This is a genomic window from Azospirillum melinis, assembly GCF_013340935.1.
In the GTDB taxonomy this organism is placed as follows: Bacteria; Pseudomonadota; Alphaproteobacteria; order Azospirillales; family Azospirillaceae; genus Azospirillum; species Azospirillum melinis.
In genome coordinates, this window is the sequence record NZ_WHOS01000026.1 from 37,233 (window position 1) to 56,844 (window position 19,612).

The window sequence follows — 19,612 nt, forward strand, 5'->3', positions numbered from 1 at the left end:
GGTGAGCGCGGGAGGGCGTCGCCCTCTCGCCTCGATTTGTTTTGGAGCACTCCGATGACCACGCCGCGCGCCGTTCAGGTCGGCGACCTGACCATTGCCAACGACCGTCCCTTCGTCCTGATCGCCGGCCCCTGCCAGATGGAAAGCCGCGACCATGCGATGGAGACCGCGTCCGCGCTGGTGGAGATGACCCGCGCGCTGGGCATGGGGCTGATCTACAAGTCGAGCTTCGACAAGGCCAACCGCACCTCCATCACCACCGCGCGCGGTCTGGGCATGGACAAGGCCCTGCCGATCTTTGCGGAAATCCGCGAGCGGTTCGGCTGCCCGGTCATCACCGACGTGCATGAATCCACCCAGTGCGCCCCGGTCGCCGAGGCGGTGGACGTGCTGCAGATCCCGGCCTTCCTCTGCCGCCAGACCGACCTGCTGATCGCCGCCGCAGAAACCGGCCGCGCGGTGAATGTGAAGAAGGGCCAGTTCCTGGCACCGTGGGACATGAAGAATGTCGCCGCCAAGCTGGTCGCCTCGGGCAACGAGCGCGTGCTGCTGTGCGAGCGCGGTGCCAGCTTCGGCTACAACACGCTGGTGTCGGACATGCGGTCGCTGCCGATCATGGCGGAGACCGGCTTTCCGGTGGTGTTCGACGCCACCCATTCCGTCCAGCAGCCGGGCGGGCAGGGCACCACCTCGGGCGGCCAGCGGGAGTTCGTCCCCGTCCTGGCCCGCGCCGCCATCGCCGTCGGCGTCGCCGCCGTCTTCATGGAGACGCACGAGAATCCCGACTGTGCTCCGAGCGACGGCCCGAACATGGTCCCGCTGACGGACATGCCGGCCCTGCTGGCCAAGCTCCAGGCCTTCGACCGTCTGGCGAAGTCCTAAAACAGGCTTAATTTGGCTGAGGCGGGGCGCCGTGCTTCACTGGCGCCTCTCCCGCATCCACGGGTCAGGTCAGCCTTCGGGGACATGCATGATGGTCGGTCGGAGTTTTCGGGGTGTGGTGGCGGCACTCCTGCTGCTGGTGGTCGCCTTCCCGGCACTGGCGCTGGAGACTTTCCAGAAATCCAAGCTGACCGTCGAGACGGCCGGCGGCGGCAAGTTCCGCTTCGACATCGAACTGGCGTTGACGCCCGGCCAGCAGGCACAGGGGCTGATGTTCCGCCAGTCGATGGCCGCCGATGCCGGGATGCTGTTCATCTACGACCGGGTGCAGCCCGCCAGCTTCTGGATGAAGAACACCCTGATCCCGCTCGACATGCTGTTCATCGCTGCCGACGGCCGCATCGTGAACATCCATGAGCGGGCGGTGCCGGAATCGCTGGACTCCGTCAATTCCGACGGCCCGGTCAAGGCGATTCTGGAACTGAACGGCGGCATGGCCTCGCGGCTCGGCATCCGTCCCGGCGACCGGGTGGTTTCCCCCGACATCGCCAAGCCGTAAGTCCCGACGTTGAAAGACGGCCCGCCGCCCATGACTTTCGCGTAAACTCGCCCAGATTGATCGCGCGGGCATGAGCGGCGCGGAGGGGCGCGATGGCCAAGGGAGCAGGCAGGCAGGCGGCGATCTTTCTCGGACTGGCGCTCAGTGCCGCGGCCGGCCTGTCCGCCTATGTCGTGCTGGCGCGGGCCGAGCCCGGTCCGTCCTATCGTCTGGCGCGGGTGGAGCAAGGCCCGCTGGTCAGCGCCATCACCGCCACCGGCACAATGAGCGCGCTGGTGACGGTGGAGGTCAGTTCCCAACTCTCCGGCCAGATCGCCGAGCTTTATGCCGATTTCAACAGCCGGGTCACCAGTGGGCAGATCCTCGCCCGGCTGAACGGCGACCAGCTTGCCGCCCGGCTCGCCCAGGCCGGTGCCGATGTCGATTCGGCCAAGGCATCTCTAATCCAGCAGCAGGCCCTGCTCGACAAGGCGCGGGCCGATCTCGCCAATGCCAACGCCAGCATTGCCAATGCCGATGCGCAGATTGTCCGCGCCGACCTCGCCCAGCGCGATGCGGAGCGCGATCTGCGGCGGCGGCGCGATCTGCAGGGCCGCGGTGTGGTCGCCGCCGCCGATCTGGAAAAGGCGGAAACCGCTGCCCACAGCGCCCAGGCCCAGCTGATCGCCGCCCGCGCGCAGAAGCGGCAGGCTGAAGCGGCCGAGGCATCCGCCGAAGCTTCACTGGCGGTCGCCGGTGCCCAGGTGGAGGTCGCCCGTGCCCAGGTGGCCCAGCGCGAGGCGGCCTTGCAACTGGTCCGTGTCGATTTGAACCGCTCGGTGATCCGGTCGCCCATCGACGGCGTGGTGGTGAACCGGGCGGTCAGCAGCGGCCAGACGGTGGCGGCCAGCCTGTCGGCGCCCACGCTGTTCACCATCGCCCAGGATCTGCGGCAGATGGAGGTGCTGGCCAACATCGACGAGGCCGACATCGGCCGGGTCCGCGAAGGCATGGCGGTGCGTTTCACCGTCAACGCCTTCCCCGGCGACAGCTTCACCGGCCGGGTGGCGCAGGTGCGCCTGGCGCCGAAGGAGGACCAGACCGTCGTCACCTACATCGTCGTCATCACGGTGGAGAATCCGGAACTGCGCCTGCTGCCCGGCATGACCGCCAACCTGCGCATCACCGTGGACGAGCGGCCATCGGCGGTGAAGCTGCCGAATGCGGCCCTGCGCTTCCGTCCGCCGGGCGTCGAGTCCTTCGCCGATGCGCCGGCGCCGACCACCGGTGGCCTGAATGGCGGCCGCGGCGCCGCGGCGCTGGAGGCTGCCGCCAAGCGGGTGACGGACGGGCTGAAACTGGACGAGATCAAGCGGCGCGACATCGCCGCCCTGGTCGCCGAGGCCCGCGAGCGCTTCGCAGCACTGGATGCGGAAGGCGGCGATCCGGAACGCCGCAGAGTGGAGGCCAACGCCATCCGCACCGCGACGCTGGAGCGGATGGCCGGACTGCTCGACCCGGCGCAGCGCGACCGCTTCGAGTCGCTGGTCGATCCCGGCCGGGCAGCCGAGGCCACACGGACCGTCTGGGTACCCAGTCCCGGTAATGGGAGTCCTGTCGGTGTGCCGGTGCGGCTTGGCATCGGCGACGGCAGCTTCACCGAGGTGGTGTCCGGCGACCTGCGGGCGGGGCAGGAGGTCATCACCGGCATCCTCGCCTCCGACCGCGACACCCGTCGGGGACCGCGCCTTGGCTTCTGAACCGGCCGAGCCTCTGATTACGGTCGAGCGCCTGACCCGCCATTACCGCATGGGGCCGCAGATCGTCCATGCGCTGGACGATGTCTCCGTCGTGATCCACCGTGGCGAGTTCGTTGCGGTGATGGGGCCATCCGGGTCCGGCAAATCTACCTTCATGAACCTGCTGGGCTGCCTGGACCGTCCGGACTCAGGCACCTACCGGCTGGATGGGCAGGAGGTGGCGGGGCAGGAGGGCACCGGACTATCCTCCGACGCGCTGGCGGCGGTGCGGAACCGCAGCATCGGCTTCGTTTTCCAGTCCTTCAACCTGCTGCCGCGGCAGACGGCGCTCGACAACGTGATGCTGCCGATGGTCTATGCCGGCGTCGGCCATGCCCAGCGGGTCGAGCGGGCACTGACCGCACTCGATTCGGTGGGGCTGCGTGAGCGGGCAAGGCACCGGCCGACTCAGCTCTCCGGCGGGCAGCAGCAGCGTGTCGCCATCGCCCGTGCGCTGGTCAACGACCCGCTGCTGCTGCTGGCCGACGAACCGACCGGGGCGCTCGACACCGTCACCAGCCTGGAGATCATCGGCCTGTTCCAGCGGCTGAACCGCTGCGGCATCACAATCGTGCTGGTGACGCATGAGCCGGAGGTGGCGCGCTTCGCCGGCCGTGTCCTGAACTTCCGTGACGGCCGGCTGATCGACGACGTGAACCAGACCCCGGAGGCCGCGGCATGACCGCCTGGGACGCCCTGCGCGCCGCGCTCGATTCGCTGCGGGCCAACCCGCTGCGCAGCGCCCTGACCATGCTGGGCATCGTCATCGGCGTGGCTGCCGTGATCGCCATGGTCGCGGTGGGCGCCGGTGCGCGCGATCAGGTGCTGCGCCAGATCGCCAGCCTGGGCACCAACCTGATCATGGTGGGGCAGGGCAGCATTGCCCGGGGCGGTGTGAAGCTGGGCGCCGGCACAGCCTCATCCCTGACGGAGGACGATGCGCTGGCGGTACTGTCGGAGATCCCCGGCGTGGTGGTGACGGCTCCGTCGGTGCGCTGGGGATTGCAGATCGTCGCCGGCAACCAGAATTGGGGCACCGTGCTGTTCGGCATCACGCCCGACTATATGGATGCCCGCGACTGGAGTGTTGCGACGGGGCGCGGCCTGTCGGACGAGGATGTGGCGCAAGCCAACAAGGTCGTGGTGCTGGGCCAGACGGTGGTGCGCAACCTGTTCGGCGGCGGCGACCCCATCGGGGAGCCGGTGCGGGTCTTCTCCACCCCGCTGACCGTCGTCGGCGTGCTGGCGGAGAAGGGGCAGAACACCCAGGGACAGGACCAGGACGACGTCATCTTCGTGCCGCTGTCCACCGCTAAGCGCAACATTCCGGGAATGGCAAAGAGCAACCCGCGCTTCATCCACACCATGGTGGTGAAGATGCGCGACGGCACCGACATGGCCGAGGCCCAGGCGCAGATCCGCGACCTGCTGCGCCAGCGCCACCGGCTGGTTGCCGGCCAGGACGACGATTTCTGGATGCGTGACCTGTCGGAGGTGTCGGCGACCCGTGATGCCTCGTCACGCGCCCTGTCCTTCCTGCTGGCCGCCGTGGCGGCGGTCTCACTGCTGGTCGGCGGCATCGGCATCATGAACATCATGCTGGTGTCGGTGACCGAGCGCACGCGGGAGATCGGGTTGCGGATCGCCATCGGGGCGCGGCGGCGCGACATCCTGGTGCAGTTCCTGATCGAATCGACCACCCTGTCGCTGATCGGCGCCGCCGTCGGCGTGGCGCTCGGCATCGGCACCGCCATGGGCGTCGCGGCTCTGGCCGGATGGCCGACGCTGATCCAGACCGACTCGGTCGTTCTGGCAGTGGTGGTCAGCGGTATCGTCGGTGTGTTCTTCGGCCTGTACCCCGCCAGACGGGCTGCCCGCCTCAACCCGATCGAGGCGCTGCGGCACGAATAGCCGCGAGGTCGGCCTTCACCTCGCCCGTCAGCACGACCAGCGGTGCCTTGCTGCGCGCCAGCCATAGCGCCAGCCGGCCGACCCAGACCACTTCCCGCGGAACCGCCAGCAGCGCCGGCTGCCGTTCCGCCACCACGCGCGCCAGGGCGAGGGGGGATGTGGCGGCATGGCGCTTGGCAAGGTCGATCTGCCCGACGGTGGGGTCCAGCTCGGCGCGCAGCGGTCCTCCGCCCATCGGCGCCACTACATCCACCGCAGCGCCTGCTCGCTGCAGTTCGTGGGCGAGGTCGATGGCGGAGCGGCGGTCAGGACGGTCGGCAAGGTCTGGCTGGAACAGGATGATGGCGAGTGGTGCAGGGGTGAGTGATGGCAACGAAACGGATCCGGAACGGTGTTGACGACAGGCTGTTGAGCGACCGAATGCCGCAGCGAACGACCGGCAGGGCAGGCGGGATGGAAAAGACCGCGAAAGCGGTGCGCCCTCCGCTTGCCGTGGGCGTGGCGTTCGTGTATCTCACAACGCGGCGACGGGGCGTAGCGCAGTCTGGTCAGCGCGCCAGTTTTGGGTACTGGAGGCCCCCGGTTCGAATCCGGGCGCCCCGACCATCGCCAGAGGACAAATCCGCGTCCAAGCCATGGAGCCAGGACGCAACGGCAGGCATTTGGGGAGACGAGCGAGCCATGAACGTCCGGATCTATCAGCCGAGCAAGACGGCCATGCAATCCGGCCGGGCTAAGACTCACCGTTGGATGCTGGACTACGAGATCGAGACGCCGCGCCGTCCGGAACCGCTGATGGGCTGGACCAGCTCCGGCGACACCCTGAACCAGGTGCGCTTGTCCTTCGAGACCAAGGAAGAGGCCATCGCCTTCGCGGAGCGCGAGGGTTGGAGCTATACCGTGCAGGAGGCTGCGGTCCGCCGCGTCCGTCCGCGCAACTACGCCGACAACTTCCGCACCGACCGCCCGCGCTTCTGATAGCCTATGCGACAGCCGGTATCGGCCCGAGTCGCGACCGGCATCCGGGGAGAAACCGGGATAAGGCCCCATAGCTCAGTTGGATAGAGCAGCCGCCTTCTAAGCGGCAGGTCGCTGGTTCGAATCCAGCTGGGGTCGCCATCTCGGCAGTCCGTTTCAGAACAACAAAAAGCCCCGCTTCGGCGGGGCTTTTTGTTTGCGGCCGGGAGGCTGGCGCTCAGGCTGCCTTGATGTCGCCCAGGAAGGTTTCAACATCCCGGCGCATCAGTTCAGCCTGCCGGGACAACTCGCCGGCGGCGGTCAGCACCTGACCGGCGGCATTGCCGGCCTCGCCCGCCGCCTGCGTCACCTGGACGATGCTGCCCGTCACTTCCTGCGTTCCAGCCGCAGCCTGCTGGACATTGCGCGAGATCTCGTTGGTTGCGGCACTCTGCTCCTCGATGGCGGCGGCGATGGCGGTAGTTATGTCGTTGATGCTGCCGATGGTGCCGCCGATGCCGGTGATCGCCGTCACCACGCCCTGCGTCGTCTGCTGGATGGCGCCGATCTGGCTGGCGATCTCCTCCGTCGCCTTGGCCGTCTGGCCGGCAAGGCTCTTCACCTCGCTGGCGACCACGGCGAAGCCCTTGCCGGCCTCACCCGCACGGGCCGCTTCGATGGTGGCGTTCAGCGCCAGCAGGTTGGTCTGGCTGGCGATGTCGGTGATCAGGCCGACCACCTCGCCAATTTTCTGCGCGGCTTCGGCGAGGCTGCGGACCGCATCGCTGGTCTGGCCGGCCTCGCTCACCGCCTTGCCGGCGATGTCGGCGGAGCGGGCGATCTGGGTGCCGATCTCGCGGATCGAACTGGCCATCTCTTCGGTGGCGGTGGCGACGGTCTGGACGTTGGCGCTGGTCTGTTCGGCAGCCGACGCAACGACGGTGGCCTGGGTGCTGGTCTGCTGCGCCATTGCCGACATGCTGTGCGCGGTGGCGTCCAGCTCCGATGCGGCGGCTGCCACGGTGCGCAGGGCGGTGGTCGATGAATTCTCGAAACCGGTGAGCAACCGTTCGATGGCTTGGGCGCGGCGCATCTTGGCCTGCTGCTCTGCGGCTTCGACGGCGGCGAGGCGGTCGGCCTCGATCATGTTGTCCTTGAACACTTGGACCGCGCGGGCCATCGAGCCCAACTCATCCCGTCGCTCCGTGCCAGCGATTTCGACGCTCATCTCCCGGTTTGCCAGCCGGCCCATGGTTCCGGTCAGGGCATGGATCGGCTTCACGACCGCGGTCAGGATCAGCAGGGCGGCACCCACGCCAAACATCGCCACCACGAGTATCGCAGCGGCGATCCAGTTGCGGGAGACGACGTAGATCTTGGCCCCGTTGTCCGCCGCCTTCACCCCCTCGACGCGATTGAAATTCACCAGCTCTTCCAGAATTGCCATGGCAGTGCGGAATTCCTGTCGCGACTCGCCGATGAACAGTCCGGAGATTGCCGCCGTGTCGTTCTTGCGCGCGAGAGGGCGCAACTTGTCCCGACTGATGGTGAAATAGCGATTGAGTGACTCGACGAGCTTTCGATAGGTCTCCGTTTCCCAGCCCGGTGTCAGCAAGCTCTCATACACGGCGCGCTTTTGTTCTATGGTGCGGATGGTTTTTTCCAGGCTTTCCTCTTCCTTGCGGATTTCGGTCTCGTCCTGCACGGCGATCAATGCGCCTTCGCCGGTCCGGTAGGAATAGAAGGTCGAATAGAGATCGGAAACGGCGACGACCGATGGCAGCCAATTGTCGCGAATCTCCGCCGCTTCGTCATTCACAGATGACATGCGGTTGATCGCAAACAGGCCAAGCAGCGCAGTGCCGATCAAAAGCACCGAGAAAGCCGCAATTACCTTTGTGCGGACAGACGCGTTCATCAACCGATCCATGGCTAAACCCTTCAACCTCTAACCATTGTGAGTCTTAATAGAATCACAGGAAGGTTAAATTGGGGCTTACCCTTATCGATTTCCCTTCATGGCCTCCGAAGGAAAATGTCGGAAAGTGGTCTGATTTTTATGATCCACGACTCGAAAAGCCACGCTTGTGTGGCCTCTGAGAAATCGTTGAGCGTGCTTGGTAGAAATTTGAAGTTATGGTGATCCGGGTGGGATTCGAACCCACGGCCACATGATTAAAAGTCACGTGCTCTACCGACTGAGCTACCGGATCATCCAGAGCGGCGGTGGGAAACTGACCCCCGCCGGGAAGTGGGCGCACCATAGAAAGACGCGCCCGAAAGGTCAACCATGGGCTTGATGGCAGATGCAGGATTTTGCGATCAAGCCCCATCAAACCCATGGCTTCGGGGATCAGGTCTGGCTGGTCGTCGGGACAGTGCCGTTGCCCGCCTCCAGAGCGAAGCGTTCGGCCAGCCGTTCGGCGACACGGGCCGAGACGAAATGGCGGATGTCGCCGCCCAAGCGCCCGATCTCCTTCACGAAGCGCGAGGAGATGAACTGGTGTTTCTCCGACGACATCAGGAAGATCGTCTCGACCTTCGGGTTCAGACGGGCATTCATGCCCGCCATCTGGAATTCATATTCGAAATCCGAGACGGCGCGCAGGCCGCGGATGATGACGCGGGCGTTCATCTCGATGGCGAAATGCATCAGCAGATTGTCGAACGCCCGCACCTCTATGCTGGCCCCGCCGGCATTCAGCGCGGCCACATCCTCGCGAACCATGGCGACCCGCTCGTCCGTGGAGTAGAGCGGCCCCTTGCCGGCATTCCGGGCGACGCCGATGATCAGGTGGTCGACCTGACGGGCGGCGCGCTGAATGATGTCCATGTGACCGTTGGTGATCGGATCGAAGGTGCCTGGATAGACACCGATTCGACGACCCTTGCTGGTCTCGGTCTGGCTGGTCGCCATGGGTTCCCCTTTAGGCCCGTCCGTTATTCGTTCGGCCCGGTGGTGCCGCCGGCATCGCCGACCGACCCGACCGAACCGTTGGCGTCACCGCCGTCCTCGACCCCAGTCTCCCCGACGCCGTTTTCACCCACGCCATTCTCGCCTTCTTCCTCGGCGATGGTGGCGACGGACACCACGCGCTCGTCCGCCCCCACGCGGAACAGCGTGACGCCCAGCGTCTTGCGGCCCGCCACCCGCACGTCGTGCAGAGGCATGCGGATGACCTGGCCGCCGTTGGTGACCATCATCACCTGATGGTTCGATTCCACCGGGAAGGCGGCGACGATGGAGCCGTTACGCTCACCCATCTCCATGTTCCAGATGCCCTGGCCCCCGCGTCCGGCAGTGCGATACTCGTAGGACGAGCTGCGCTTGCCATAGCCGCGGTCGGAGACAGTGAGAATATACTGTTCCTTTTGTTTCAATTCTTCGTACCGCTCCTGCGACAGGGTGACGCTGTCGGTCGGCACCTCGTCCGCCTCCGGAGCGGCCTCGCCCTCCATCTCCAGCCCTTCGTCGCGCTTCATCTTGAAGAAGGCGGCGCGTTCCTCGGGCGTGGCGTCGACATGGGCCAGGATCGACAGCGACACCACTTCGTCCCCGTCGGCCAGCTTGATGCCGCGCACGCCGGTGGAGGTGCGGCCGGCGAAGACGCGCACGTCGTCCACCGGGAATCGGATGCACTTGCCGCCGCGGGTCGCCAGCAGGATGTCGTCGGTTTCCGAGCAGGTGTGGACGCCGATCAGCCGCTCGCCTTCCTCCTCCAGCTTCATGGCGATCAGGCCGTTCGAGCGGATGTTGGCGAAGTCGGACATGCGGTTGCGGCGTACGTTGCCCTTCGACGTGGCGAAGACGACGTGCAGATCGGACCAGGCGGCCTCGTCTTCCGGCAGCGGCAGGACGGTGGTTATCGTCTCCCCGTCGATCAGCGGCAGCAGATTGACGAAGGCCTTGCCGCGCGCCTGCGGGTTGCCCAGCGGCAGGCGGTAGACCTTCAGCTTATAGACCATGCCGCGGTTCGAGAAGAGCAGCAGCGGCGTGTGGGTGTTGGCGACGAACAGATCGCTGACCGCATCCTCCGCCTTCATCGACATGCCGGAGCGGCCCTTGCCGCCGCGCTTCTGCGCACGGTAGGTCGACAGCGGCACCCGCTTCACATAGCCGGACTGGCTGACGGTGACGACCATGTCCTCGCGCTGGATCAGGTCCTCGATGTCGGCCTCGAACTCCAGATCCTGGATCTCAGTGCGGCGCGGCGTGCCGAACCGCTCCTTCATCTCGACCAGCTCGTCGCGCAGGATCCCCATCAGCTTCGGCCGGTTGGCGAGCGTGGCGAGGAAATCGGCGATCTGGTCGGTGACGTCGGTCAACTCGGCGCCGATCTTGTCGCGCTCCAGCCCGGTCAGGCGGTGCAGGCGCAGGTCGAGAATGGCGCGCGCCTGGACTTCCGACAGCCGGTAGGTGCCCTGTTCGCTGACGCCACGGCCCGGCTCGTCGATCAGTTCGATCAGCGGGCCGACGTCATGGACCGGCCACTCGCGGTTCATCATCTCCTCGCGCGCCCAGACCGGATCGGGGGCGCTGCGGATCAGTTCGATCATCGCATCCAGGTTGGCGACGGCGACCGCCAGACCGACCAAGGTGTGCGCGCGCTCGCGGGCCTTGCCCAGCAGGAACTCTGTCCGGCGGGTGATGACCTGCTCGCGGAAGCGGACGAAGGCGGTGATGATCTGCAGCAGATGCATCAGCTCCGGACGGCCGCCGTTCAGCGCCAGCATGTTGACGCCGAAGGAGGTCTGGAGCTGGGTGTGGCGGAACAGCTGGGCCAGCACCACGTCGGGAACCGCGTCGCGCTTCAGCTCGATCACCACGCGCACGCCGTCGCGGTCGGATTCGTCGCGCAGGTCGGCGATGCCCTCGATCGTCTTGTCGTTCACGACCTCGCCGATGCGCTCCATCAGCTTGGCCTTGTTGACCTGATAGGGGATCTCGGTCGCGACGATGGCGGTGCGGTCCTTGCGCACCTCCTCGAAGTGGGTCTTGGCGCGCAGGATAATCGAGCCGCGCCCGGTCTGCAGCGCCGCCCGGCTGCCCGACCGGCCGAGGATCAGGCCGCCCGTCGGGAAATCAGGGCCGGGCACATGTTCCATCAGCTCTTCGAGCGTGACGTCGGGGTTGTCGATATAGGCGCAGCAGGCGTCGATCACCTCGCCCAGATTGTGGGTCGGGATGTTGGTCGCCATGCCGACGGCGATGCCGCCGGCGCCGTTCACCAGCAGGTTCGGGAAGCGGGCCGGGACGACGGTGGGCTCACGGCCCGAATCGTCGTAGCTGGCCTGGAAGTCGATGGTGTCCTTGTCGATGTCGTCCAGCAGCGCTTCCGCCGCCTTGGCCAGACGCGCCTCGGTGTAGCGCATAGCCGCCGGCGGGTCGCCGTCCATCGAACCGAAATTGCCCTGGCCGTCGATCAGCGGCAGGCGCATCGAGAAGTCCTGCGCCATGCGGACCATGGCGTCGTAGATCGCGCTGTCGCCGTGCGGGTGGTATTTACCCATCACATCGCCGACGATGCGCGCCGACTTCTTGTAGGGCTTGGTCGAGTCGTACCCGCCCTCCTTCATCGCGTAGAGGATGCGCCGGTGCACCGGCTTCAGCCCGTCGCGGACGTCGGGCAGGGCACGGCTCACGATCACGCTCATCGCGTAGTCGAGATACGATTTCCGCATCTCGTCTTCGATGTTGATCGGCGCGATGTCGGAGGCGGGAGGAAGGGGCGTATTGCTCAAGCAGGACACTCATTCTTCGAATGCGCCGCCGCTTAACGAATCCGCGGCAGTCACTGGCCTTGCGGGCCGAAGGTTTTGCCTAAGAAATATAGCAACTCTCGCAATTGCACACAACGATTCGGGGCTGAAAAGCCGCCTCAACGCCGGCTCAGATACGCGAATCGGAGCGAGAGGATGGTGACCGATACCAAGCTGGCGATCAGGATTCCCTCGAACAGCCCGTGGGCACCGTGGCCGAGGCCGAAGACCAGGAAGGCCGACACCGGAATCATCACCACCGCGTAGGAGAAGAAGTGCAGCGCCGTCGGGATCCAGGCGTCGTGCCGGCCGCGCAGTGCGTTCGCCATCACCGTCTGCCCACCGTCGGCGATCAGGATCCAGGCGGTGAAGGCGATCAGCGGCACCACCGCCTCCAGCAGCTGTGGATCGTTGGAGTAGATGGCGCCCAGCGCGTCGGGCATGCTGCGATAGAGGATGCCGACGCAGGCCAGGATAGCGCTGGTGACGCCGAGGCCGGTCCAGCCGGCCAGCGCCATGTCGCTGCGGTCGCCGCGGCCATAGGCGACGCCGACCCGAACCGCGGTGGCCGAGGCTAGGCCGACCGCGGCCATGAAGGGCAGGGCGGTCAGGTTCAGCCCGACCGTGTAGGCACCCAGCGCCAGCGGGGAGATCATGCCGGCGAACAGGCCGAGCCCACCGAAAGCCCCGCTCTCCACCCCGATGCTGAGCCCGGCGGCATAGCCGAGGTGACGCTGGCGCGCGGCACCGCTCCACCAGTCGGCGACGGGCAGGCGAACCTGCCAGCGCTCATGGTCTCGCATCCACCAGACATAGGCGACGAGCCCCAGCCCCATGGCCCAGCGCACGATGGTGGTCGCCCAGGCGGAGCCGACCGCGCCCAGCGGCTCCAGCCCGACATGGCCCCACACCAGCGCCCAGGCCAGTGCCGCATTGACGATGTTGCCGATCACCATGGCGACCATGCCCGGCCATGGGCGCTTGATGCCCTCCAGGAAAAAGCCGGTGGTGATGTACAGCATCATGCCCGGCGCGCCGAGGCCCAGAACCGCCAGCACATGGGCGCCGCCGGCAGACATCTCCGCGGTCTGGCCGCCCGCCTGGAAAAGCGGCACGCCCAGCAGCGAGACCAGGGCGAACAGCACCCCCAGCAGCAGCGCATAGGGGACCGACCGCCGCCATGCCCGTCCGCAGTCGGCATCGTTGCCGGCGCCGAAGGCGTGGGCGGTGATCATCACGGTGCCCATCAGCAGACCGACCCCGGTGCCCACCATGATGTTGCCGGGCAGATGGGCCAGCCCGTAATAGGCCAGCTCCTGGGCGGAGAAACGGCCGACGATGGCGGTGTCGACCGCCATCATCACCATCAGGCCGGCGCGGGAGACGATGACCGGCGCCGCCAGCCGCAGCAGTTCGCCGATGTGTGCGGCAAGGCGCGCGCGCAACGGCTCCGGGGCGGGGAGGATGGCGGTGCTCATGACGAAACCTGTGGTGGAAGAGGGTGGTGTCGCGGCCTGTGCCGTGCTGCCGGACCGTAAGGCTTGACCGGAAAGCGGGCAGACTGCGCAAAAGCTGGTCATCTTGCCCGGTGGGCGTACCGCGTCAAGGTTTTCGGGCGCCTCGAAAGGACCGTTGCATTCACTGCATGGCGGCGAGGTGGGGTGCGGAACCAAGCCGCTGTCATTCCGTTGTCAGAAACAGAGACGAACGACACCCCGGCCATCGCCCAATCGCAATCGCTCATTTCTTTCTCCCAGCCCCACCCCAGACCGGAGAGACACCATGCAGCACGCCAAGAACCGCCGGCAGCGCGCCACCGCCCGCGCCATCCCGTTCCCCGCGCGCGAGATGGTGATCCTGACCTTTCTGATGGCGCTGGCGGCCATGCTGACCGGCTGCAACACGGTCGAGGGGGCCGGGCAGGACGTCCAGGCCGGAGGCCGGGCGATTGAACGGACGGTCGACTGACGCGTTATCCCAGGGCCACCCCCATGCACCCTCGCGAAGGAGTTCCCGTATGAGCGAACCGCAGAAGCCGTCTACCCCCGGCGAGATTCCGCCGCCGTCCAACCCGAATCCGCCGCAACCCGACCGGCCGACGACGCCCGATCCCTATCCGGTGCCCGACAACCCCGGCATCCTGCCGGAAGTTCCTCCGCCGGCCGACGAGCCGATGCCGGGCATGCCCAACCCGACGACGGCGTGACGGCGTCGCTGTAATGTAAAGGACCGGGGGAGGGGGCCTTTTCGCCGCTTCCTCCCCAACCCGAACCGCTTATCGCCGCAGATCCTTGTCCAGGTTCGGCTCGGCCCGGTCGCCGTTCAGACGGGCGCGATAGACCTGCACCGCCTCCAGCACGCGCTGGACATAGTTCCGGGTTTCGGAGATCGGGATCAATTCGATCCAGTCGACCACGTCGATGGTCTCCGTGCGGGGATCGCCATAGGTCTGCAGCCACTGGCGCACCCGGTTCGGACCGGCGTTGTAGCCGGCGATCGCCAGCACCCACGACCCGTTGAAGCGGTCGATCAGTTCGGCCAGATAGGCCGACCCCAGCGTGACGTTGTAGCCGGGGTCGGAGGTCAGCCGCGCGTTCGTGTGCTTCAGCCCCAGCTTTCCCGCCACCAGCTGCGCCGTCGTCGGCATCAGCTGCATCAGCCCGCGCGCACCGGCGGACGAGACGATGGTGGGGTTGAAGGTGCTTTCCTGCCGGATGATGCCGTGGATCAGCGCCAGTTCCGGTGCGGCCGGCCGGGCATCGATCATCGGATAGCCGGCCTCGACCAGGAACACCTCGTTTTGGGCGGCGTCCTTGGCGGCTGCCACCGCCAGATCGCGGCGGCCGACGTCGCTGGCCAGACGGGCGGTAAGCACATAGTCGGCGGGCGTCTTGGCATCCAGGCTCAGGCGGCGGACGAACCCGGTCACCTGATCGGACCCATTGCCACCGATCTCCGCCAGCAGGCGGGCGACGCGCACCACCTCGCGCCTGTTGAAGGCGGCCGTCTCGGCGCTGGACACGGTCGGCGGCGTCGGCAGGGTCACCGCACCCCCGGAGACATGGCGGAAAGCCAACTGGCCGTAGAAAGTGGTGGGGTAGGTCGCCGCCTTGGCGTACCAGTCGCGCGCCGGTCCGGTCTGGCCCAGCGCCTCCGCGGCACGGCCGCACCAGTAGGCGCCGCGCGCCTTGCTGATCGGCGCAGTGACGGAGCGGTACAGCTTGTGGAAGTGGGTGAAGGCTTCCGACGGCTTGTCCAGGAAGCGGAGCGCCAGGAAGCCCGACAGGAACTCCGCATCGGCGAAGGAACTGCCTTCGCTCATGCCGTTGGCGCTGACCAACCGGTAGGCGAGGTTGTAGTCGCCGCGCTCCATCGCCCGGCGGGCCAGCAGATGCCGCTCCGACCACCAGGATTGCGGGCGGCCCATGTCGGTGCCGGCCTGGGCGATGATTTCCAGCGCGCCGGCATCGTCGCCCTTGCGCCGCAGGTAGCGGGCGCGGTCGAACATCAGGCCAGGATCGTTGAGCAGGCTGGGCGGTACGCGCGACAGGATCGCTTCGGCGCCCGCGCTGTCGCCGTCCAGCGCGATGCGCGCCTCGATCAGCGCGTCATAAGCCTCGTCGAAGAAGGGCAGCATCCGGCGGACCGGAGCCTCCTGCTTGGCCCAAAGCAGCCGGTCGATGCGCGCCTTGTGGTCCTGCTGGCGCAGATAGGGCGTGTAATGGGAGAGGAAGGTGGCTTCCTCGTCGGCGGTGAAGGTGGCGTCGGCCCACTGCTTGCGGATCAGGGTGGTCGCACGGTCCACGCTGCCGGTCGCGATCAGCGCGTCGGCATAACGGACGAAGCCGTCGTTGGTCTGCGGCGGGCTCTGTCGGAACCACTCCACCACGTCGGCCGGCGGGATGTCGGGCATCGCCATTTCCGCCTGACGGCGCAGCGCCGCCATGTTCGGCCAGTCCGGATTCTCGCGGATGAAGGCGGCGATGTCGGTGAAGCTGCCACCGCCCGGGTTGGCGAGCGCGATCCAACGCAGAACCTTCGCCGGTAACGGGTCTTGCGCGTTCGACGCCGAGGCCAGCGCCTCCGAAAGACGCTCGTCATTGGCGAGCCTGAAGGCCTCGCGGTAGAGGACGATGTCCTGCGGGCTCAGCGCCGCGGCGGGAAGGGCGCCGGGAAGCGCCGCGAAAAGGGTGAGGAGACCCGCAAAAACAGAGGTCCGGGCGCTCTTGCCGAGGGCGGCGGGGAGGGATAATGTGCGCAACTCTTTTTTCCAGCTAAGCCGACTGAGGAGGCAGCCATGTTCCACGGTTCCATCGTCGCCCTTCTGACTCCGTTTAAGGGCGGGAAAGTGGACGAGAAGGCCTTCCAGTCCTTCGTGGAGTGGCAGGTCGCGCAGGGCACGCACGGTCTTGTGCCCTGCGGCACCACCGGCGAGTCGCCGACCCTGTCTCACGAAGAACACAACCGCGTCGTGGAGCTGTGCATCGAGGCGGCCGGCGGCAAGGTTCCGGTGATGGCCGGAACCGGTTCCAACTCGACCGACGAAGCCATCGCCCTGACCCGCCATGCCAAGCAGGCTGGCGCGCAGGCGGCGCTCGTGGTCACGCCCTACTACAACAAGCCGTCTCAAGAGGGTCTGTACCAGCATTTCAAGGCGATCCATGACGCGGCGGATTTGCCGATCTTCATTTACAACATTCCGGGCCGCAGTGTCGTGGATATGTCTGTGGCGACGATGGCGCGGCTTGCAAAGCTGCCCAACATCGTCGGCGTGAAGGACGCAACCGCCGATCTGTCCCGCCCGTCCCGTCTGCTGCAGGAAGTCGGCCCCGACTTCATCCAGCTGTCGGGCGAGGATGCCACGGCGCTGGCCTTCAACGCGCAGGGCGGGGTGGGCTGCATCTCCGTCACCGCGAACATCGCGCCGGCGCTGTGCTCCGCCATGCAGACCGCCTGGGCGAAGGGCGACCTGAAGGAGGCCTTCCGCCTGCGCGACGTGCTGTCGCCGGTCCACGACTCGATGTTCGTCGAAACCAGCCCTGCGCCGGTCAAGTTCGCCGCCAGCCTGCTTGGCCTCGGCAGCGACGAGGTGCGCCTCCCGCTGGTTCCGGCGACCGAGACCGCCCGTACCGCCGTGCGTGGAGCCATGACCAAAGCCGGCCTGTTGTCCTGAGTGACGGAACGGGCCGTATAGGAGAGAGACTTGGCGACGCGCGAGGAAGCAAAAAAATATGCGGCGCAGAACCGCCGCGCGCGGTTCGACTTCTTCATCGATGATGTCCTCGAAGCCGGGATCATGCTGACCGGGTCGGAGGTGAAGTCGTTGCGCGGCGGCCGCGCCAGTGTGAACGAGGCTTATGCCGGCCTGAAGGGCGGGGAGCTGTACCTGTTCAACGCGTACATCCCCGAATATCTCCAGGCCGGCCGCATCGATCAGCATGAGCCGAAGCGTCCGCGCAAGCTGTTGGTCCGCCGCCGCGAACTGGACAAGCTCGCGGCCGGGATCAAGCAGAAGGGCGTCACGCTGGTGCCGATGTCGGTCTATTTCAACGACCGCGGCTATGCCAAGGTCGAGATCGGCCTCGCCACCGGCAAGAAGAAGCATGACAAGCGCGAGAGCGAGAAGGAACGCAGCTGGCAGCGCGACAAGGCGCGGCTGATGCGCGACAAGGGTTAATCCGGTGGCACGCCTCGACAATCGGGCCACGGACCGCGACTCCACCGTCGCCGCCGTGGCTGCCGAAGCCCTGTCCGACATCCGGCCGCAGGGCCGGATTCTCGTCGCCTTCGACAGCGACGGCGCCATCGCCGACGCGCTCCGCGATGGCGGTGCGGACGTGGTGGTGTGGAACCGTCTCGCCACAGGCGGGCAAGCCGCCACCCCCTGGCCGGCGGAGGGGCCGTTCGACGGCGCCGTGTTGCGCCTGCCGCGCGGCTGGGCCGGATTCGAGATGGCCTTGCATGCGCTTGCCTCCCGCCTTGCCCCCGGTGCCCCGCTGTGGATCACCGGCGGCAACGATGAAGGCGTGACCAGCGCCGCGAAACATCTGGACGGGCTGACGGAAGAGCCGGAAACGCTGATCATCAAACGGCGCGCCCGGCTGCTGCTGACCCGGCGCACCGATGCACCGGCCAAGGGGGCTCTGGAGGATTGGCGGCAGACCGTCACCCTCACTCTGCCTGACCGGACGCTGGAGCTGGTGTCCTATCCCGGCCTGTTCGCCCACGGTCATCTGGATGCCGGCACCGAATGCCTGCTGAAGGTGCTGCCCGAGGTGGCGGCCGGCACCCGCGTGCTGGATTTCGGCTGCGGCGCCGGGGTGATCGCACGGGCCGTGCGTGAACGCCAGCCCGACGCGCCGCTGACCCTGCTGGACATCGATGCGGTGGCCTTGCACGCCGCCCGTCAGAATGTGCCGGACGCCGAACTGGTGCTGAGCGACGGCTTGACCGGCCTGGGCACCCGCGACCGTTTCGGCCTGATCCTGTCCAACCCGCCGCTCCACCGCGGCAAGGACGAGGATTTCGGCATGCTCGACGCGCTGGTGGCGGGGACGAAGCAGTATCTGAAGCTGCGCGGCACGCTGGTGGCGGTGACGCAACGGACTGCCGGCGTCGGCAAGCTGTTCAAGGCGGCGTTCGGGCACAGCGACATGCTGACGGAAACCACCCAGTTCCAGGTCTGGTCGGGAACGCCGAAGTAGCACGTGTAGGATATGGGAGGCGGCAGACCATGCCGCCTCCCATCGTCCGTCATCGCACCTTACACATTCACTCCGCGCATCCCCTCCGCGGTGTAGCGGTCCCCCGCTGCCGCGCCCGGCGGAAGCGCGTCGCTCAGCGCCTTGACCTCGGCATCGGTCAGCATCACCGCTGCGGCACCGACATTCTCCTCCAGATACTTGATCCGCTTGGTGCCCGGGATCGGCAGAATGTCCGGGCCCTGGGCCAGCAGCCAGGCCAGTGCCACTTGCCCCGGCGTACAGCCTTTCTGCGCCGCAAGTGCCTTGACCTGTTCGACCAAGGCCAGATTGCGGTCGAAATTGTCGTCGGCAAAGCGTGGTGCCACGCGGCGGAAGTCGTTCTCGGCGAACTGGTCGGGGCTGCTGACCGCCCCCGTCAGCATGCCGCGGCCAAGCGGTGCGTAGGCAACCAGCGAAATGCCGAGGTCGCGGCAGGCCGGCAGCACCGCAGCCTCCACATCGCGGGTCCACAGCGAATATTCGCTCTGCACCGCGGCGATGGGGTGGACGGCGTGGGCTCGGCGCAAGGTCGCCGCGGACACCTCCGACAGGCCGAGCGCCCGGACCTTGCCCGCCTTGACCAGATCGGCCATGGCGCCGACCGTCTCTTCCACTGGGATGTCCGGGTTGATGCGGTGTGCATAGTAGAGATCAATGGTCTCCACCCCCAGCCGCTTCAGCGAAGCGTCGCAGGCCTGGGCCACATAGGCCGGGCTGGTATCCACCCGGCGGGAATACTCGCCTGGCTGGCGGACGATGCCGAACTTGGTGGCGAACGTCACCCGGTCACGCTTGCCGTCCAGGAAGCGCGCGAGCAGCGATTCGTTGTGTCCGCTGCCATACATGTCGGCGGTGTCGTAGTGGGTGACGCCAAGCTCCAACGCCCGCTCCAGGGTGGTGAGCGACTGGGCATCGTCGGTCGGGCCATAGAACTCCGACATGCCCATGCAGCCGAGGCCGATTTCGGAAACCGAGAGAATGCCACCGATGTTGCGCTGTTTCATCGCTTTACCCCTCCCGTG

General features: G+C 66.9%; 18 protein-coding genes and 3 tRNA genes. 13 read left to right on the forward strand and 8 right to left on the reverse strand.

The features are described from left to right. Positions 1 to 54: 54 nt before the first annotated feature. The 5 genes from kdsA (at position 55) to GBZ48_RS19475 (ending at position 5,130) form a co-directional block, all read left to right on the forward strand. On the forward strand, positions 55 to 882 hold the full coding sequence (gene kdsA / locus GBZ48_RS19455) for a 3-deoxy-8-phosphooctulonate synthase (RefSeq protein ID WP_174472509.1): 828 nt from the start codon (positions 55 to 57) through the stop codon (positions 880 to 882). A gap of 115 nt (positions 883 to 997) precedes the next feature. Continuing rightward, positions 998 to 1,441, forward strand: coding sequence for a DUF192 domain-containing protein (locus GBZ48_RS19460; RefSeq protein ID WP_343049605.1), 444 nt, complete (start codon positions 998 to 1,000; stop codon positions 1,439 to 1,441). Positions 1,442 to 1,533: 92 nt separating this feature from the next. After that, positions 1,534 to 3,180, forward strand: a complete 1,647-nt coding sequence (locus GBZ48_RS19465; RefSeq protein WP_174472510.1) for an efflux RND transporter periplasmic adaptor subunit — start codon at positions 1,534 to 1,536, stop codon at positions 3,178 to 3,180. Further along, positions 3,170 to 3,901: an ABC transporter ATP-binding protein gene (locus GBZ48_RS19470; RefSeq protein ID WP_281362444.1), complete on the forward strand. Its 732-nt coding sequence runs from the start codon at positions 3,170 to 3,172 to the stop codon at positions 3,899 to 3,901. Before GBZ48_RS19465 ends, GBZ48_RS19470 begins: the two co-directional genes overlap by 11 nt. Beyond that, on the forward strand, positions 3,898 to 5,130 hold the full coding sequence (locus tag GBZ48_RS19475) for an ABC transporter permease (protein ID WP_174472511.1): 1,233 nt from the start codon (positions 3,898 to 3,900) through the stop codon (positions 5,128 to 5,130). Before GBZ48_RS19470 ends, GBZ48_RS19475 begins: the two co-directional genes overlap by 4 nt. Here GBZ48_RS19475 and GBZ48_RS19480 read toward each other — a convergent pair. Further along, entirely contained in the window at positions 5,099 to 5,503 is a 405-nt protein-coding gene (locus GBZ48_RS19480; protein ID WP_174472512.1) for a hypothetical protein, read from the reverse strand. The genes GBZ48_RS19475 and GBZ48_RS19480 overlap by 32 nt on opposite strands. Before the next feature lie 155 nt (positions 5,504 to 5,658). Here GBZ48_RS19480 and GBZ48_RS19485 point away from each other — a divergent pair. From GBZ48_RS19485 to GBZ48_RS19495, 3 genes are all read left to right on the forward strand, one after another. Further along, positions 5,659 to 5,736 (forward strand) — tRNA-Pro (locus GBZ48_RS19485). 75 nt (positions 5,737 to 5,811) lie between these two features. After that, positions 5,812 to 6,108: an ETC complex I subunit gene (locus tag GBZ48_RS19490; RefSeq protein WP_109050332.1), complete on the forward strand. Its 297-nt coding sequence runs from the start codon at positions 5,812 to 5,814 to the stop codon at positions 6,106 to 6,108. A gap of 64 nt (positions 6,109 to 6,172) precedes the next feature. Beyond that, positions 6,173 to 6,249, forward strand: a tRNA-Arg gene (locus GBZ48_RS19495). 76 nt (positions 6,250 to 6,325) lie between these two features. Here the strand turns inward: GBZ48_RS19495 and GBZ48_RS19500 are convergent. The 5 genes from GBZ48_RS19500 to GBZ48_RS19520 all read right to left on the reverse strand — a co-directional run bounded on the left by GBZ48_RS19500 (position 6,326) and on the right by GBZ48_RS19520 (position 13,325). Beyond that, on the reverse strand, positions 6,326 to 8,017 hold the full coding sequence (locus GBZ48_RS19500) for a methyl-accepting chemotaxis protein (protein WP_174472513.1): 1,692 nt from the start codon (positions 8,015 to 8,017) through the stop codon (positions 6,326 to 6,328). Between the two features lie 207 nt (positions 8,018 to 8,224). After that, positions 8,225 to 8,300: transfer RNA gene (locus GBZ48_RS19505), tRNA-Lys, on the reverse strand. Positions 8,301 to 8,440: 140 nt separating this feature from the next. Beyond that, positions 8,441 to 9,004 (reverse strand): pantetheine-phosphate adenylyltransferase, encoded by a 564-nt coding sequence (gene coaD / locus GBZ48_RS19510; RefSeq protein WP_109050033.1) that lies wholly within the window; start codon positions 9,002 to 9,004, stop codon positions 8,441 to 8,443. 23 nt (positions 9,005 to 9,027) lie between these two features. Continuing rightward, on the reverse strand, positions 9,028 to 11,829 hold the full coding sequence (gene gyrA, locus GBZ48_RS19515; RefSeq protein WP_174472514.1) for a DNA gyrase subunit A: 2,802 nt from the start codon (positions 11,827 to 11,829) through the stop codon (positions 9,028 to 9,030). A gap of 137 nt (positions 11,830 to 11,966) precedes the next feature. Next, positions 11,967 to 13,325 carry an MATE family efflux transporter gene (locus GBZ48_RS19520; protein ID WP_174472515.1) on the reverse strand — a complete coding sequence of 453 codons (1,359 nt, stop codon included), beginning with the start codon at positions 13,323 to 13,325 and terminating at the stop codon, positions 11,967 to 11,969. Positions 13,326 to 13,629: 304 nt separating this feature from the next. Here GBZ48_RS19520 and GBZ48_RS36360 point away from each other — a divergent pair, with 304 nt between their 5' ends. Together GBZ48_RS36360 and GBZ48_RS19530 are read left to right on the forward strand one after the other, a co-directional pair. Beyond that, complete coding sequence (locus GBZ48_RS36360) at positions 13,630 to 13,815, forward strand: entericidin A/B family lipoprotein (protein ID WP_098739779.1); 186 nt, start codon at positions 13,630 to 13,632, stop codon at positions 13,813 to 13,815. A 49-nt stretch (positions 13,816 to 13,864) separates the two neighbouring features. After that, a complete protein-coding gene (locus GBZ48_RS19530) occupies positions 13,865 to 14,053 on the forward strand; it encodes a hypothetical protein (protein WP_014247578.1) in 189 nt (62 codons plus the stop codon). A gap of 69 nt (positions 14,054 to 14,122) precedes the next feature. Here the strand turns inward: GBZ48_RS19530 and GBZ48_RS19535 are convergent, their stop codons facing one another. Next, complete coding sequence (locus GBZ48_RS19535; RefSeq protein ID WP_211105813.1) at positions 14,123 to 16,108, reverse strand: lytic transglycosylase domain-containing protein; 1,986 nt, start codon at positions 16,106 to 16,108, stop codon at positions 14,123 to 14,125. A 36-nt stretch (positions 16,109 to 16,144) separates the two neighbouring features. Here GBZ48_RS19535 and dapA point away from each other — a divergent pair, with 36 nt between their 5' ends. Genes dapA through GBZ48_RS19550 form a run of 3 tightly spaced genes read left to right on the forward strand, consistent with a single transcriptional unit; the run spans position 16,145 to position 18,551 of the window. Further along, on the forward strand, positions 16,145 to 17,020 hold the full coding sequence (dapA, locus tag GBZ48_RS19540; protein ID WP_174472517.1) for a 4-hydroxy-tetrahydrodipicolinate synthase: 876 nt from the start codon (positions 16,145 to 16,147) through the stop codon (positions 17,018 to 17,020). Between the two features lie 30 nt (positions 17,021 to 17,050). Next, entirely contained in the window at positions 17,051 to 17,524 is a 474-nt protein-coding gene (gene smpB / locus GBZ48_RS19545) for an SsrA-binding protein SmpB (RefSeq protein WP_042704640.1), read from the forward strand. A 4-nt stretch (positions 17,525 to 17,528) separates the two neighbouring features. Then, on the forward strand, positions 17,529 to 18,551 hold the full coding sequence (locus GBZ48_RS19550) for a methyltransferase (protein WP_174472518.1): 1,023 nt from the start codon (positions 17,529 to 17,531) through the stop codon (positions 18,549 to 18,551). A gap of 59 nt (positions 18,552 to 18,610) precedes the next feature. On the opposite strand, the gene GBZ48_RS19555 is transcribed toward GBZ48_RS19550, so the two are convergent. Then, positions 18,611 to 19,594: an aldo/keto reductase gene (locus tag GBZ48_RS19555; RefSeq protein ID WP_174472519.1), complete on the reverse strand. Its 984-nt coding sequence runs from the start codon at positions 19,592 to 19,594 to the stop codon at positions 18,611 to 18,613. Positions 19,595 to 19,612: the final 18 nt, after the last annotated feature.